This is a genomic window from Pseudomonas nicosulfuronedens, assembly GCF_005877905.1.
Taxonomy (GTDB): Bacteria; Pseudomonadota; Gammaproteobacteria; order Pseudomonadales; family Pseudomonadaceae; genus Pseudomonas; species Pseudomonas nicosulfuronedens.
In genome coordinates this window covers 41,563-57,644 of sequence record NZ_SWDV01000035.1, presented here as the reverse complement: position 1 = coordinate 57,644, position 16,082 = coordinate 41,563, and the positions used below count along the sequence as shown (strand labels likewise).

Here is a 16,082-nt window from a genome sequence, read left to right as displayed (position 1 = left end):
CCAATGCCACTGTAGCAGCTGGTATGGCAGGTTATGCTCCGAGTAAGGCCGCTTCCACCGACAAGTCGGCTATTGCTGCCACCGTTGCCCAGAACGCCGCCATGGACATCGGTAGCCGCCAGATCACCAGCGTGGCCGCCGGAACCAACGACTCCGATGCGGCCAACGTAGCCCAGCTCAAGGCCGTGGAAAATCTCGCCACCTCCGGGTGGAACGTAGCTGACAGCACCGGCACCAAGGCCAACATCGGCCCAACGGGCAAGGTCACCTTCAACGGCGACAGCAACGTCACTGTTACCGCTGGTGGCGCGCAGGATGCTGGCACCGTGGGTGTGCAACTGAACAAGAACCTGGACCTGTCCTCGAGTGGCAGCCTGACCGTTGGCAACTCGCTGCTCAACAACACCGGCCTGACCATCACCGGTGGCCCGAGTGTGACCACCAGCGGCATCGACGCCGGCAGCAAGAAGATCACCAACGTCGCCGCCGGCACCGCCGGTACCGATGGGGTGAACGTCAGTCAATTGACCTCCGCTACCACCAACCCGTTGACCTTTGCCGGCAACACTGGCTCGGTGACCAAGAAGCTGGGTGAAACCCTGGTCATCAAAGGCGTGGGTAGCACCGCCGGCACCTACTCGGGCAACAACATCAAGACGGATGTGGATGCCTCAGGCAACCTCAATGTCTCGATGGCCGACTCGCCGAAGTTCGGAAACGTCACCGTCAACGACGGCGGCTCGGGCAAGATCACTGGCCTGACGGCGGGTACGGCTGACACCGATGCAGTGAACGTTTCCCAGCTCAAGAATGCCACCGTCAATGCTGCGCATTATTACAGCGTGAATGACGGCGGTACGACAGGAGCGAACTACAACAATGATGGGGCCACGGGTGTCAATGCGATTGCAGCTGGGGTTCGTGCCAATGCATCGGGGACTTCTTCAATTGCGATTGGTGACAGCTCTTCCGCAGTTGGCGGTAATAGCATTGCAATAGGTATCGCCAATACGAGCCAAAATGGCGGTATAGGCCTTGGTTCGTACAACGTCGCGGCCGATACCAGCTCCATTGCCGTGGGCAATCACACTACGGCGAATGCCAAGTTCGCGGTTTCTTTTGGTTCGAACGCGTTCACCCAGAATGAAGGTGATATGGCTCTGGGTTCGTCTGTAACGGCTACCGGTGGAAATTCCGTTGCCATTGGCTCCTGGGCCAACGCCAGCGGTGAAAATGCTATTGCAAATGGCCCCGGCGCATCTGCCAAAGGCTTATCCTCCACGGCGATCGGTAACAATACGCTTGCCGCCGGGGACCAGTCCACAGCCATTGGCGTCATGGCTCATGCAGCTGACAAGAACTCTACAGCGATAGGTGATTATTCTTCGGCAACGGGTAGCAACAGCCTTGCCATGGGCTATGGTGCTACGACTTATAACGCCAATGACGTGGCACTGGGCGCAGGCTCGGTGACCGATGCAGCGGTAGGCACTGCCAGTACCACCATTGCCGGCACCACCTACAACTTCGCCGGTACCGCACCGACCAGCACCGTTTCCGTGGGCAGCGTGGGCAACGAGCGCACCATCACCAACGTCGCCGCCGGCCGCCTGAGCGCGGACAGCACCGACGCGGTGAACGGCTCGCAGCTGTTCGCTTCCAACCAGGCCATCGACAACCTGAACATCAACGTCGACAACCTGGACAAGGGCGCGGTCAAGTACGACGTCAACCCGGACGGCACCGTCAATTACGACAGCGTCACCCTGGCGGGCGGTGACAACGGCACCAAGATCACCAACGTGGCGGCGGGCGATGTATCGGCCGACAGCACTGACGCGATCAATGGTTCGCAGCTGTTCGAAACCAACACCAACGTTACCAACCTGGGCAACACCATCAACAACTTCGCCGGTGACCAGACCGCCGAGTACACCGAGATCAACGGCCGTGGCATCCGCTATGTCCGCACCAACGATACCGGTCTGGACCTGGCTGACTCCTCGGCGCAGGGCCAGGGCAGCACGGCGGTGGGCTACAACGCCACCTCCATCGGCGAAAGCAGCCTGGCACTGGGTCGTGAGGCCAAGGCCAACAACAAGGATGACGTGGCACTGGGTGCAGACTCGGTGACCGACGCGGCTGTGGGCACTGCCAGCACGACTATTGCGGGCACTACCTACAACTTCGCCGGCTTCGATCCGCTGAGCACCGTGAGTGTGGGTAGCAAGGGCAAGGAACGCACCATCACCAACGTCGCCGCCGGCCGCCTGAGCGCGGACAGCACCGACGCGGTGAACGGCTCGCAACTGTTCGCCACCAACAGCGCCATCGATAGCATCAACAACAACATCGATGTGCTGGACAAAGGCTCGGTGAAGTACGACGTCAACAGCGATGGGACGGTGAACTACAACCACATCACCCTGGCTGGCGGCGACGCTGGCACCACCATCAGCAATGTGGCGGCGGGCGAGAAAGGCACCGATGCGGTCAACGTCGACCAGCTCAACGACACTGTCGCGGCGTCCAAGACCCACTACTACAGCGTCAACGATGGTGGTGTGCAGGGCGGCAACTTCGCCAACGACGGTGCCACCGGGAACAACTCCCTGGCGGCCGGTGTGAACGCCAAGGCTTCGACCGATGGTGGCGTGGCCCTGGGCAGCGACTCGGTGGCCAGCGTGGAAGCGGGTGTGAAGGGATACACCCCGGCCAGTGCCAGCGCCGAACAGGTGGATGCAATCGACGCGACTACCAGCACGCGTGGCGCGGTCAGCGTGGGCGATGCCGACAACGGCATCTTCCGTCAGATCACCGGCGTAGCCGCCGGCAGCGCTGACAGCGACGCGGTCAACGTAGCGCAGCTCAAGGGCGCCATTGGCTCGGCCACCGCCAACGCGGTGAGCTACGACAACAGCACCCACAACAGCGTGACGCTCAACGGCGATACCTACAACTCGGAGACCAAGCAGGGCGGTACCACCATCACCAACGTCGCGGCCGGTGTGAACGACAGCGATGCGGTGAACATGGCGCAGCTCAACCAGACCAACACCACGGTCAACAATGTCACCGAAGGCAAGGACGGCATGTTCCAGGTGAACAACACCAGCAACCTGCCCAAGCCCAAGCCGACTGGCAAGGACTCCACAGCCGGCGGCGCCGGTGCAGTGGCCTCGGCTGACAACAGCACGGCCATTGGCAGCAACGCCAAGGCAACCCACAACAACTCGGTGGCCATTGGCGCCAACTCGGCGACTGATCGTGACAACAGTGTGTCGGTCGGCAGCGCCGGTGCTGAGCGTCAGATTACCCATGTCGCGGCGGGCACCGCCGATACCGACGCGGTGAACCTGGCTCAGCTGAACAAGGCCACTGGTGACATCAACAACAGCATCAACCAGGTCTACAGCGACCTGAAGCACGACCTGAACAAGCAGGACGACATCCTCAGCGCCGGTATCGCCGGAGCCCTGGCTGCTGCCACCCTGCCACAGCCGTACGTGCCGGGGGCCAGCATGGCCTCGGTCGGTGCCGGCAACTACCGCGGTCAGCAAGCCCTGGCTATCGGTGTGTCGCGCATCTCCGACAACGGCAAGTGGGTCACCAAGCTGTCCGCCAACACGGACACGCAAGGCGAGTTCGGCGTGTCGGTCGGCGTGGGCTACCAGTGGTAAGCCGCCACTCCTGAGGACAAGGGTCCGGCGCAAGCCGGGCCCTTCCTGGACAGAATTCAGAGGTTACTCAACATGAACAAGCAATATTTCCGCACCGGCCTGCGCCTGGCGGTGGCCGCCGCTGCGGTCGCCCTGGTCAGCGCCTGCGGCACCGTCAGCAAGGTCGACGATGCCGGCAAGACCGCCGATCCGATCTTCCCCGCCATGACCAGTGCGTCCATGCCCGAGGGCTATTACGTCAACCTGGAAAACCTGGGCAAGATCGGCCCGGGCATGACCAAGAAACAAGTGATGGAGCTCATTGGCCATCCGCAGTTCAGCGAAGGCATGTTCTTCGTCCGCGAGTGGGACTACATCCTCAAGTTCCGTCAGCCCAACGGCCAGCCGGACAAGGTCTGCCAGTACAAGGTGCTGTTCGACAAGGACATGCTCGCCCAGTCCTTCCACTTCCTGCCCACCGACTGCATGGCGCCGGCCGTGGTCGAGCAGAAGCCGGACAACAAGCAGGTACAACACATCACCTTGTCTGCTGATGCCACCTTTGGCTTTGGCAGTGCAACCCTGCGTCCGTTGGGCATCGCCGCCCTGGACGACGTGGTAGCGAAGATGAGCCGGGTACAGGTGCAGTCCATCGACATCGTCGGCTACACCGACCGTATCGGTAGCGCCGCGAGCAACAACGCCCTGTCGCTGCGTCGTGCCAATGCGGTACGCGATTACTTCGAGTCGCGTGGCGTACCGGGTTCGATCATCACCGTCGATGGACGCGGCCCTGCCGAGCCACTGGTGAGCTGCCCGGGGCCGAAGACCGCCGCGGTCATCGACTGCCTGGCCCCCAACCGCCGCACCACCATCGCCATCCAGAGCACTCAGCAATAACCCTGCTCGGCGGCGGCAGCGCAAGGCTGTCGTCGCCGACTTCCCACCGTACCCCATGGATCGAAGCGCCGAGGGACCGCGCACAGCGCTGCCGGTGGGCCACTTATGTTCCGAGGTAACACTCCATGCAACTCAAACCCCTGATCGCCGCACTCCTGATCGGAACGGCCGCTATTGCCGGCTGCCAGCAGGAACACAAACCGGCTGCCGCACAACCTGCCACGACTACCAGGTCCGAAGCGGCCACCAGCGCTTCCTCCGATGCCTCAGTACGTCTGAACCTGCCGGCGTTGCCGATCATCCGCAATGCCGTGTTCTCCCTGGTGCCAGCCTTCGATGGCAAGCGCGACCCGCAGATCATGGCTCAGATCTGCGGCCTGGCCCGTGGTGAGTTGACCCAGGGGCAGGTCAACGCCTTCCTGGGCCAGCGCAGCATCGACCCGGCCAAGCTACCGAGCACGGGCCATCCGCTTTCTCTGCTGGTCAATGGTGACAAGGCCGCACAGACCTCCGCCTGCGCCGCCTACCTGGCCACCAGCGTGATGCTCGCGCCGGATGCCAGTGAGTACATGAAGAGCGTGACGGTTACCGACAAAGCGCCGGCCGATAACGCCAAGGCCAAGGTCAAGCCCGCCACTAAGCCTGAGTCCCGTACCGTTCAGCAACTCGATACCGCCGCCCTCAGCCAGGTACTGCCGGTGAAGCTCGCCGTGGCCCGTGCCAATGCCGACATCTTCGCCCTGATCGCCAGCCAACTGCAGAGCCGCCCCGGCCTGACCCTGGGCGAGTACCGCAAGCAGGCCATGCAACTCTTCGCTCGCCTGGCGCCGGTCTACCTGGAGCGCGTCAAGGCTCAAGTGCCCAAGGGCGTGCGCTTCGACATGGTGCGTCTGGACGGCGGCGCCATGGTCTTCCGGGGCAGCGATGGCAGCTTCTTCGAGTTCGACGGCAATAACCTGCGCCTGACCCAGAGCGATGTGATGTGGTTCGGTGAGGGCAAGCTGATGGGGCAGGACTATGCGCTGAACGTTGCCTATTTCGATCCGGAGGTTGGCAAGCTGTTGGCACCCTGACAAACCTGGATCGCGAGATTGTCACACCCCTGAAGCCCGGCCATTGGCCGGGCTTTTTCATGTCTTCTGGCGCCGGCCGGGAAGGGGGTACTTCAGATGATTCCTACATTCGATACGTAAAAGACGAGAGAACCCTGATACAGCGTTTGGAGGCAGAGAACGAACCTATGCCCATGACGCCATCCCGCGACGCCTTGCGTGGATAGGCCCTTTCACTTCCGGCATAGGTTCCTCTCATCATGAACAAGATCTATCGCGTCGTTCGTAACAGCGTCACCGGGCTTTGGGTAGTGGCTTCCGAATGGGCCGTGGGATGCACGAAGAGTGGCAGCGTGGGAGTTTTCGCTGCCCTGGCGGCTTTTGCCATGCAGCCAGTCGGTGCGGCCACCGTTGCCCTGGAGGACCTGGATCCCAAACGTTGTGACAGTACTGCTTGCACGACAACCGTATCGCAAGGTGCCAGCGTGACGCTGATCGGGTCTGGTACCCAGATCCAGCGTGGTATTACGGGAAACGGTGGCGCGGTCTTGCTGTCGACGCTTCTGGCGCGGGGCCAGATTGTGGCTGGCCAGGAGTATGCCGATTCCAGCAATCCTGCTTCGCTGGTCGTCAATATCGGTACTCGTAGCCAGACACTCGTTGTATCGGACCCGATCACCGGCGGAACCCGTACCGTATCGGTTTATGACAACGCCAACATCGCCGACAGTTTTGCCACTGGCCTGGGGGTGAACTCGTATTCGATCATCACCAACACGGCTGTCGAGGGGCAGCAGTATGTTGACACGCGTATCGGCCAGGTGGACCGCACCGGCGGGACACTGAACGTCAACCTGGGGAATGGTGGCGTGAGCGACGCGAGCGGCAATTCGATCAATATGGTCGCCAAGAATTCCTCGCTCTTCGTTGCCGATGGTACGGGTTCGGCGCCCAGTTCAGTGGTCTGGCAATCGAGCAACAAGGTGAACATGGGCAGCGTGACCAGCGCAGTGCTGGGCGGCTCCACCACCAATACCGCGACCTTCGCCTTCTCGGCCTACAGCGGGACTTTCACGGCTTTCGATGGATCCTCGCACACGGTCAGCAACGCAGCCGAACTACGTGCGTACAACGACTTCCTCGTTTCCAGGTTGCAGACCGGGCAGCTTGACCCGGCAAGCTACGAGTCCCAATTCAAGCGCGCCTATAGCAACACTTCGCGCTCGATTACCTATACCAACGGTCCTGCTGATCGTAGCGATGAGGTCTATACGCCGATCGGCTCCCGCGCGGTGATTCGCGCGACCGGTCGCAATGCCTCCGGCACCATCGCCGAGGGTGCGGTACTGGATGCCACCGCGATCTCCACCAACGCCACCGGCACTATCGGAGCGGTCATGCTGGCCGAGCAGGGGGGACGGTCACCAATAATGGCTCGCTCGGCTCGCAGCGTGGCGGCAACGGCGATACGCAATATGCGATGTATGCTGCGGCTGGAAGTCACGCGATCAATAACGGCGTCGCCAATATTGGCTCCTTTATCGGTGCCACTGGCAGTATCGAGCCGGTGAACCCGACTCTGCCGGTTGGGAACCACCTGGGGATGATAGCCACGGGTTCCGGGGCGACGGTGCAGAACAATGGCATCCTCAATCTCGACGGGCCCCAGTCGACGGGGATGCGAGTGACCTGGGGGGCTACCGGAAGCAATACCGGCATCATCAACGTCAATCCGGGAACCGACAACATCACCGGAGTCGGCATTCGCTCCGTGGCTGTGCATGTGGCGAACAGCGGCGCATTCACCAACGCACAAGGCGGCGAGATCTACCTTGGCCGTGGCAATCAGTACGACAAGACGGCTCCTGCGGGCGATTTCGACAACGGCATTACCCAGATGGTGGGTGTGCATGTCGAGAGCTCCGCATCGGCGAGCAACGCCGGGCACATCGTGCTGGGTTCCCGCGCCCAGGGTTCCATTGGCATCTATGACGCCGCGTCCACTGGCGCAGTGGTGAACACCAGCACCGGGGTGATCGATGTGAATGGCGTCGTCGAGGACTCTCCGGCCGAGAACATCGCACTGTACAGCTATCGCTCCACCAGTGCGGTGAACGCCGGCACCATCAACCTCAACGGGCTGAACGGCAAGGGCCTCAAGGCGACGACGGTCGACCAGGGTAGCGGCGCGGTTTCCGGCAACGCCAGGATCGTCAATAACGGTACCGTTAACGTAGCCGGGGACATGGGCGCCACTGGGCTTCGCAACTATGGAGCCTGGGCCGAAGGCGTCGGCACTCGCATCGACATTGCCGGTGGGGCAGTGAACCTGTCGGGAGATGGGGCCATTGGCGTGCACTCCCGTGGAGGAGCGAACCTGACAGTATCCGGTGGCTCGGTCAATTTCCTGTCCGGCAAGGATCAGATTGGCTTCTTCGCCTATGGCGCCGGCTCCTCGATGGATATCAACCAGGCACCTCCCGCAGGACTCGATGTGTCGACGCAAGGCTCGACGCTGTTCCGCATCGAGGATGGCGCGCGGATCAACAACAATGCCAATGCCAGGCTGATCGCCTCGGGTGATGGCTCCACAGCGTTGCAGGTAACGGGCGCAGGCTCCACTGCCAACCTCGATAACATGAACATCACGGTATCGGGCAAGGGGGCCACCGCACTGAAGATCGAAGGCGGTGCCACTGGGCAGATGAGCGGTGCGGCGACATTGAGCCTGGCCGACGGGACCACCGCTGTCGTGGTAGATGACGTCAAATACGATCTGACTGGTGCTGCGGTGGACCGAGGCGACTCGATCTTCACCAATCTGGCTGAGGTCGTGATCGGCGCGGCTCGGGATGTGACCGGATTCGTCGTCAGGAACGGTGCCGAACTGATCAATGCCGGCGATATCCACGTATCCCATGGCACCGCGATCGAGGTAGTGGGGACAGGCTCGACCATTTCCGCCGACGCCAGTGGCAAGCATGGCAAGATCACAGTCGATGACGGCAAGGCCGGTATCTACGTGCATGGAGGCGCAACCCTGACCACGGCGGATGACATCACCGTCGACAACGGCGCGTCAGGCTTACTGGTAGGGGCTGACGCCGGGCGTGTGGTTGTCGCTGAGGCGGCCCATATCACTGGCAAGGGCGCCTCCTACGGCAACCTGATCACCAACGAATCCGCTGCTGGCAACGTCCTGGTGGATGGCGCCATCCTGGAAATGCAGGGCTCGGGGGCCGCGCTGCTGTCGCAGAGCAATCTCGATGCGGCGTCCCATGGCCGGGTCATCGTCAGCAGCCAGGTCGGCGGCAAGGGCATCGCTCTGTCCAACGTTGATGGCAGCCTCGGCAATGGCAGCCTGGAATTGGGGCCGAACTGGGTGATCGATGTCACTGGCAATGGGGCTGGTGTCTACGCCAATACCACGGGCGACTTGTCTCTGGTGGGCTCGCGAATCTCCATCAGCGGCGCAGGCATCGGCGTACAGGCTGATGCCGCCAACAACGTGATGATCGCCAGTGGCACGCTGATTACGGCATCGAACGCGGATGCGGTTCTGGTCAGTGGAAACCCCGCAACGCTCACCAACAAAGGCACCCTGCAAGCCGCCAGCCCGGACGCCACCGCCATACGCCTGGGTGAAGGCGACAGCGTTTTCGCTAACATCGGCGGCGGCAGGATCATGGGCTCCGTCGAACTGGGCGGTGGTAACGACAGTGCCCTGCTGGAAGACAGCGTGCTTGATGGCGATCTGCTGGGCGGTGCGGGCAACGATCTGATTACCGTGCGCGGCAATAGCGTCACCCATGGTGTACTGGATGGCGGCCAGGGCGGTTCCGACACCCTGGTCTTCGATGCTCACGACTATACCGCCGATGCGGGTAACGCCGATCAGCTCCGCAACTTCGAACAGTTCGAACTGATCAATGCCAGCCGCCTGGATCTGCAGCGTGACCTGCTGCTGGGCGATAACGGCAATGGCCTGGGCAGCCTGCTCATCGATCCGACCAGCACGCTGGCGATGACCCAGGGCTCCTTCGGCCTCAAGGGCAATCTGGCCAACGCCGGTCTGATCACCCTCGCCAACGGTCGCGCGGGTGACACGCTGAGCGTGGATGGCAATTACGTTGGCAACGGCGGCACCCTGGAGCTGGATACCGAACTGGGTGACGACGATTCCGCCACCGACAAGCTGGTGGTGAAAGGCGATACGTCCGGTGCGACCCTGGTCAAGATCAATGCCACTGCCGACAGCGGTGCCTACACCCAGCAGGATGGTATCGAAGTAGTGCAGGTCGGCGGCAAGTCTGCCGGTGATTTTGCCCTGAGCGGCCGGGTAGTCGCCGGTGCTCGCGAGTACCTGCTGGTCAAGGGTGGCAAAGTCGACCCGGCCAACGGTAACTGGTATCTGCGCTCCGAAGCGCCGGTTCAGCCTCTGCCGGCCCCAGAGCCGAGCCCGCAACCTGAACCGGTACCGACGCCCGACCCGGTAGTGACTCCTGACCCTGTAGCGACGCCCGATCCCGTTCAGACACTTGACCCGGTAACGGAGTCGCAGCCTGAACCGACCTCGCAGCCCGAACCGCAATCGAATCCGGCACCGCAGCCGGCGGCTAAACCCGTGGTGGATGCGACTCCGGTCTACCGTCCGGAAGTGGGGGCGTATCTGGGGAACGAATTGGCCGCTCTGGGTATGTTCCAACACACCCTGCATGACCGCCTGGGCGAAGTAGACTTCACCGAGCGTCAGCGCACCGATGGAAACGGCAAGGATCACCAGGCCGTCTGGACCCGTGTAGTAGGCCGTGGTTTCGACAGCTCCACCGGTGCCGATCAGGTGCATTCTTCCACCCGCACCCAACTGATGCAGATTGGCGCGGAACTGGGGCAGTGGACCGACGGTGACAGCCGTACTCACTTCGGCGTGATGGCGGGTGCCGGCCAGGCTGACACCAACGTCAGCTCCAAGCTGATCAACGCCAAGTCCAAGGGCAAGGTCGATGGCTACAGCGTGGGGGCTTACGGCACCTGGTTCGCTGATGCCTCGAAGCCTACCGGCCTCTATGTCGATAGCTGGATGCAGTTCGGCTGGTTCGACAACACCGTCCGTGGCGATAGCCTGTCCGACGAACGCTACAAGTCGCGCAGCCTGACTGGCTCGGTGGAGGCTGGCTATACCCTTGAACTCGGTCAGTCCGGCCAGAATGCCTGGTACATCGAGCCGGAGGCCCAGGTGATTGTCAGTCGCTACATGGCCGACAAGCATGTGGAGGGCAATGGCACGGAGGTGAAGGTGGAAAACGGCAGCAACGTTACCACCCGCCTGGGCGCCAGGGCCTTTACCCGCCCGCTGGATGCCAGCGAGAAACGCCTGCAGCCGTTCGTGGAAGCCAACTGGTGGCACAACGGCAAGGCCCAGGCGATGTCGTTCAATGGCGAGAGCCAGAGCGCCGACCTGGCTACGGATGTCTATGAGTTGAAAGTGGGCGCCCAGGCAGAGCTGGCCAAGGGCTGGACCACCTGGGGGCACGTCGGTGGGCAAAAGGCGCGGGGCGAACAGCGCCAGACCGAGGTTCAGATGGGTATCAAGTACAGCTGGTAACGGAGCTGGCCCGGCACGTTGAACAGAAAGCCCCATCCGGTATTGCCGGATGGGGCTTTCGACCGATCGAGGTCAGCTCGGCTGAATGTCGATCGACGCTTGGGTCGACGGCTTTTCCACACAGCGGACGTCCTGGCCCAGACCGATTACTTGCCCATTGACCGGATGTGATTCGGCGATGCCGGACCGGGGCAGCAGATGAAATCCAACGCCGCTAGCAGATCAGTTAGTAAACCCAGACTTCGACTCGGCGATTCTTTACCCGACCGTCGTTGTCGCTGTTGGCAGCGACCGGCAGGGCGTCGCCCATGCCACTGATCTCGCGGAACATCACGCCTTCCTTTGCCAGTTCGCGGCGAACCGCCATGGCACGCAGCTTGGACAGCAGCTCGGCGCGGGCTGGGTCCTGCTTCGGATCGCCGAAGCCCACCAGTACCGCCTGCTTGTCCATCTTGCCGTTCTGCTGCAGGTAGGCGAGCAGGCGGTCGATGTCGCGCTGGGCCTTGTTGTCCAGGGTGGCGCTGCCCTCGCGGAAACGGAAGTTCACCGACAGGCGCTCGGCTTCACGTGCCAGGGCCTGGTAGTTCTCCGGCATGCTGGCGCGCGGAGCCATCTTCACCGCCTGTACGCGCTGGCCAACGAAGCCGCTGGCGCTCACCAGGGCCTGGCCCTTGTCGCCTTGGGCGAATTGCAGCAGGGCGCGGGCCCAGCGGTTCGGTTCCTCGGGTTTCATGTAGAGGAACAGACGGCGCGACAGCGGGTAGTCCTCGGTGGCAATCAGGGTGGTCGACGGCGGCATGGCCTGGGAGTCGCCATCGGCGATACGCAGGGCCTTGGACTGCTGGATCGACGACAGGCCGACGAACCCGATGCCTTGCCGGTCCTTGCTCACTTCGCTGGACAGCTGGTCGCTGGACTCGAAACGCTGTACGCCACTGGCCAGCGCCTTGCCATGGCTGGCCAGCACCAGCTCCTTGAAGGTATCGAAGGTGCCGGAGTTATCGTCGCGCGAATACAGGCGGATGGCACCGCCGTGCCCGCCAATCTCTTCCCAGGTCTTCACCTCGCCGGAGAAGACTTTCGCCAGTGTATCGGTGGTCAGTTCGTCCAGCGGGTTGGCCGCGTTGACGATGATCGCCAGGCCGTCGATGCCGATTACCTGTTCGGCCTTGGCGCTGCGCAGGTTGCCCGATGCCGATAGGCCCGCGACCTCGGCGTCCTTGATCGGGCGTGAGGCGGCGGCCAACTCGGCGGTGTTGTCCTTCAGTGCGACGAAACCGGTGCTGGAACCGTGGGCTGCCAGGTCGACGATGGCCTCCTTGCCGTCGGCAGTGCGACCGATGATGCGCTGTTCGTTATCGGCCTTGCCTGGCTTGGCACTGACGTCGCTGTAGCCCTCGCTGACCAGCAGGCCCTTCACCAACTCCGGCAGCAGGTGGGCGCCGATGGTGTTGGAGCCCTGGATACGCAGCACCGGCTCGCCGCCCTGGGACGAGGGCAGGGCGGCAAAGGCCGACCAGGGAAACGCGTAGCAGATGAATGCGATGGTGAGCCAGGCGATGGTGACGGGCCAGGGTTGGGCATCGCTGGGGCTCGACTTGTACTGCATGGGTCAACTTCCATTTGAGGCATCGTTGGCGCGGCAGATTAAGTCGGAATCATTGCATCGATATGACGCTTCGCAGCAAGGCAGAGCGGTTGTCGCTGTCTTGGGATATGACTGGCCCATTGTCGGAGATTTCCGATTTCTGCCCCTTTCTGACAGCGCTATACAGGTGCCCCGAAAGCGGTGTTATGGAAACTGAAATGGATGAGCTCATCGATTTTGCGTCGGTCCTGATCAAGCTGGTGATCATTCTGCTGGTGGTCCTGATGGCATCCACTCTGCTGTTGGCACCTCTCACTGCCCTGCAGTTCGCAGTCCCGATGGTGATGTTGGTGGTGCCTCTGTTTGTCCTGACCACGGTGCTGGACCTGGCAGGAATTCTCTGCCGCTCCCAGGCAGAGTCTCCTCGCGAGTTCCGTCATGGTTGAGCTCACGTTGCCCGGCGTGGCGCACGAATTATCGAACCTGATAGGAAAACTCTCCCGGTTCATCAGGATTGCCTGATAACGCCGGGTCGGTCGCCAAGAGAGACTTGCTCGGTTTCAACGTCCTTCCCCGCTGGAAAGCAAAAATGACTCCAATTCAAAGTGCGTCCGGGCCGGAGCAGGTTGGCCCCGGACATCGCGTCAAGACGATTCCCCTGGTTGTTCATGAAGCCTCTGCTGCCAGCTGGGGTCGCCCTTGGCGTCGGCGCACCCTGAGTTTGCCGGCGCCGCAGACACTGAGGTTCCAGGGCGTCACGCTGCCGGTGCGGCCGCTGCAGTCGTGGCTCGATCTGCTCTCCATGGCAGGGATGCTCATCGCACACCCGAGTCTCGAGTCGACAGGTCCCCGTAAGACGCCTGTCGAACCCGATGCGCACCTTGCCTCGGAGAGTGTCATTCGACATGACGCTGAGCTGTCTCGACCCGAGATGCTTGAGGTAAGCGTTTTCCCTGTGGGCGCTGCCATCGATCAATCACTGTCTGCTGGGGCATCGACTCACCCGGGACATCACTGGAATCGACCGGAAGCCGGCACCGTGCAAGCTCAGGCCACCGATGAAACCGTCGAGCCCGCACAACTGCACGCGACACCGCCTGGCTTGGAGCCTGACACGCATGCAGGACTGGCCTTGGCGCTGGACCAGGGCAATCCGGTTCCGCGCGGGACGGCCGTGGGCGAATCCCCATCGCTTGACGAGCCCCCGTCCCAAACCGCCTCTCCAGCGATGGCCCTCGAGCCGATGATCGCGAGTCTCGAGGACACATTGGCCGTATTGGCGGAAGCCAGCGGGGTGCTCGATCGGGATCTGAATGCCCGCCATGACCCGGCGACGTTCAAGCCCGACGTGGAGGCGTCTCCCACAACACCGGCTGCGCAGTCTCATTGGGCAGACGGTAGCAACCTTGAAGCGACATCGCTTCAGCGAATCTTGATCCAGAAGGAATCTGAAATGACCGAAATGCATGACGTGGCCCCTGATGCAGAGGTGCCGGGCAATACCGTTCCGACGATCTCGGCGGAGCTGCAGGAGGTGGCTGCCAATCTGAGCGCGCCGCAGCTTGAGGCTGACCCGGATGATGTGCTGTCCGACGTCCAGAGCACGCTGAACTCTCTCGCTGGCATGGCCCAGGGGTTGACTCAGCAGAGGCAGGCTGCGGGGCGTCTGCAGGAAGAGTTGGAGGAGTGGAACAGCCAGTTGCAGGAGCGCGAGCGGCAGGCGAGCGACAAGGAGGAGCGCCTGCTGCAACTGGAGGAGCATCTCAAACAGGCCAAGACCAATCTCGATCGCATGGCCGCCGAGAACAACCGTTTGCTGGCCGAGCGCAGCGAAGCGCTCAAGGAGCTGGCCCAGAGTGTCGACCTGCGCGACAAGACCACTATCAAGCGCGCCGAGGCCATTCAGCTGGAGCAGCAGCGGATTGATGAACAGACGGCCAGTCTGCGCACTCGATCCACTGAGCTGGACGACCGCGAGAGTGCGCTCAAGCGCAAGAACGAGGAGTTGGGGGTTCGTCTCAAGCAATTGCAGAGTGCAAAAGACAAGTTCAGCACCATCGTCAAGAGCTTCAACGAGACGGTGCAGTTCAACAGTACCTTGTCCGCTATTTCCAAGTCGGTTGCCGAGTAACTGCTTTGGTCGGCAAGTCGGGAGACTGAACGACGCGAGCGCCGGTGCACTGGCGGAAGAGGGTAGCGTCGGGACAGGGACTTGTCCTGGGCTACTCGTTCCGCCAGCAGCAAGTGCCATCGGGGCAGTGATCCAGAGAGAGTCCTGCGGGAATGGCTGCTGTGATTCTCCTGGCAAGTGACGGACAGTCACACTCGATCCGCGGAGGCCTCAGGGCAAAGGAGAAACATGGCCCGAATCGTACTCATCGAGCCGTCGCGACGAGAATTTCTCACCATCCGTCGGTTTCTAAGGGAGCAGGGTCACCAGTGCGACCTGCATTTCAAGTTCGCTCGGCACGCCCTGGACCATCTGGACGCGGGTGATTGCGATTTGCTGGTGGTGACGCTGGAGCTGCCTGACATTCACGGCATGGAACTGGTGTCGTTGCTCCGACGCGATGGTCGCATCAAGCCAAGTACGCCAGTGCTGGTGTGCTCCAGCCTGGGAACACCGCTGAATATCCAGCGGGCGATCCGAACCGGGGTATCAGGTTTCTTGCTGATGGATGACCGCTCGAACCTTATCGGGCGAGCGGTCGATGCCGTTCTGGCCGGAGGCAATATCTTTCCAGAGCATGTGCCGCTGCCCGTGGATGAAGACCCCAGGCTGGGGTCTGCCCTGGGGTTGCCTACCCACCTGATTGCCGTTCTGCACGGGTTGCGCCACGGGCGCTCGGTGACCTCCCTGGCCGAGGCCCTTGCGCTGTCGGGCGCCAGTGTCAGGCAGCACAAGCGGCAATTGATGCGGAGGCTTTCTGCTTCCTCCCTCGACGAGCTATTCAGCATCAGTGAGGAGATTGGTCTGCTCTAGGAACGAGCTTCCCTCGGACGCTCCGTCACCGGACGGCTCAATCGGCGAGAGCCGGGGCAACTGCTTTGATGCTGCGCGGACATGACAATCAGATCAAACGATCTTGCGTAGTTTTCCTTCGCGCATGCAGGAATTTACTGACATTCGTACTGGTATCGAGTTGTAAGAATTCTCCCTGCAACCTGTCCTGCCCCTCCGCAAGCCTGGAGGGGTGGGATAGCCCATCGACTATTCCAGTCGGCCTGACTGCCCGTTGATTACGAAGCGGCGTCGCCATCCAGATTCTGGTCATGTT

9 protein-coding genes are annotated in these 16,082 nt (G+C 62.0%); 8 read left to right on the top strand and 1 reads right to left on the bottom strand.

The window, feature by feature from the left end; all coding sequences use genetic code 11:
• Positions 1-23 precede the first annotated feature (23 nt).
• The 5 genes from FAS41_RS23290 to FAS41_RS23270 all read left to right on the top strand — a co-directional run bounded on the left by FAS41_RS23290 (position 24) and on the right by FAS41_RS23270 (position 11,216).
• Positions 24-3,680 carry a YadA family autotransporter adhesin gene (locus FAS41_RS23290; RefSeq protein ID WP_246084928.1) on the top strand — a complete coding sequence of 1,219 codons (3,657 nt, stop codon included), beginning with the start codon at positions 24-26 and terminating at the stop codon, positions 3,678-3,680.
• Between the two features lie 72 nt (positions 3,681-3,752).
• Positions 3,753-4,559, top strand: a complete 807-nt coding sequence (locus FAS41_RS23285) for an OmpA family protein (protein ID WP_138525763.1) — start codon at positions 3,753-3,755, stop codon at positions 4,557-4,559.
• 125 nt (positions 4,560-4,684) lie between these two features.
• The gene (locus FAS41_RS23280; protein WP_138525762.1) at positions 4,685-5,632 is read left to right on the top strand and encodes a hypothetical protein; all 948 of its coding nucleotides are present in this window, start codon (positions 4,685-4,687) and stop codon (positions 5,630-5,632) included.
• A gap of 239 nt (positions 5,633-5,871) precedes the next feature.
• Positions 5,872-7,182 (top strand): ESPR domain-containing protein, encoded by a 1,311-nt coding sequence (locus FAS41_RS23275; RefSeq protein ID WP_138525761.1) that lies wholly within the window; start codon positions 5,872-5,874, stop codon positions 7,180-7,182.
• A 32-nt stretch (positions 7,183-7,214) separates the two neighbouring features.
• Positions 7,215-11,216 (top strand): autotransporter outer membrane beta-barrel domain-containing protein, encoded by a 4,002-nt coding sequence (locus tag FAS41_RS23270; RefSeq protein WP_171049540.1) that lies wholly within the window; start codon positions 7,215-7,217, stop codon positions 11,214-11,216.
• A 226-nt stretch (positions 11,217-11,442) separates the two neighbouring features.
• On the opposite strand, the gene FAS41_RS23265 is transcribed toward FAS41_RS23270, so the two are convergent.
• On the bottom strand, positions 11,443-12,825 hold the full coding sequence (locus FAS41_RS23265) for a substrate-binding domain-containing protein (RefSeq protein ID WP_138525759.1): 1,383 nt from the start codon (positions 12,823-12,825) through the stop codon (positions 11,443-11,445).
• Positions 12,826-13,022: 197 nt separating this feature from the next.
• Between FAS41_RS23265 and FAS41_RS23260 the strand changes: the two genes are divergently transcribed.
• From FAS41_RS23260 to FAS41_RS23250, 3 genes are all read left to right on the top strand, one after another.
• Positions 13,023-13,250, top strand: coding sequence for a hypothetical protein (locus tag FAS41_RS23260; RefSeq protein WP_138525758.1), 228 nt, complete (start codon positions 13,023-13,025; stop codon positions 13,248-13,250).
• A 143-nt stretch (positions 13,251-13,393) separates the two neighbouring features.
• Positions 13,394-14,935: a hypothetical protein gene (locus FAS41_RS23255; protein ID WP_138525757.1), complete on the top strand. Its 1,542-nt coding sequence runs from the start codon at positions 13,394-13,396 to the stop codon at positions 14,933-14,935.
• Positions 14,936-15,163: 228 nt separating this feature from the next.
• Positions 15,164-15,787 (top strand): response regulator transcription factor, encoded by a 624-nt coding sequence (locus tag FAS41_RS23250; RefSeq protein ID WP_138525756.1) that lies wholly within the window; start codon positions 15,164-15,166, stop codon positions 15,785-15,787.
• The last annotated feature ends 295 nt before the right edge of the window (positions 15,788-16,082 follow it).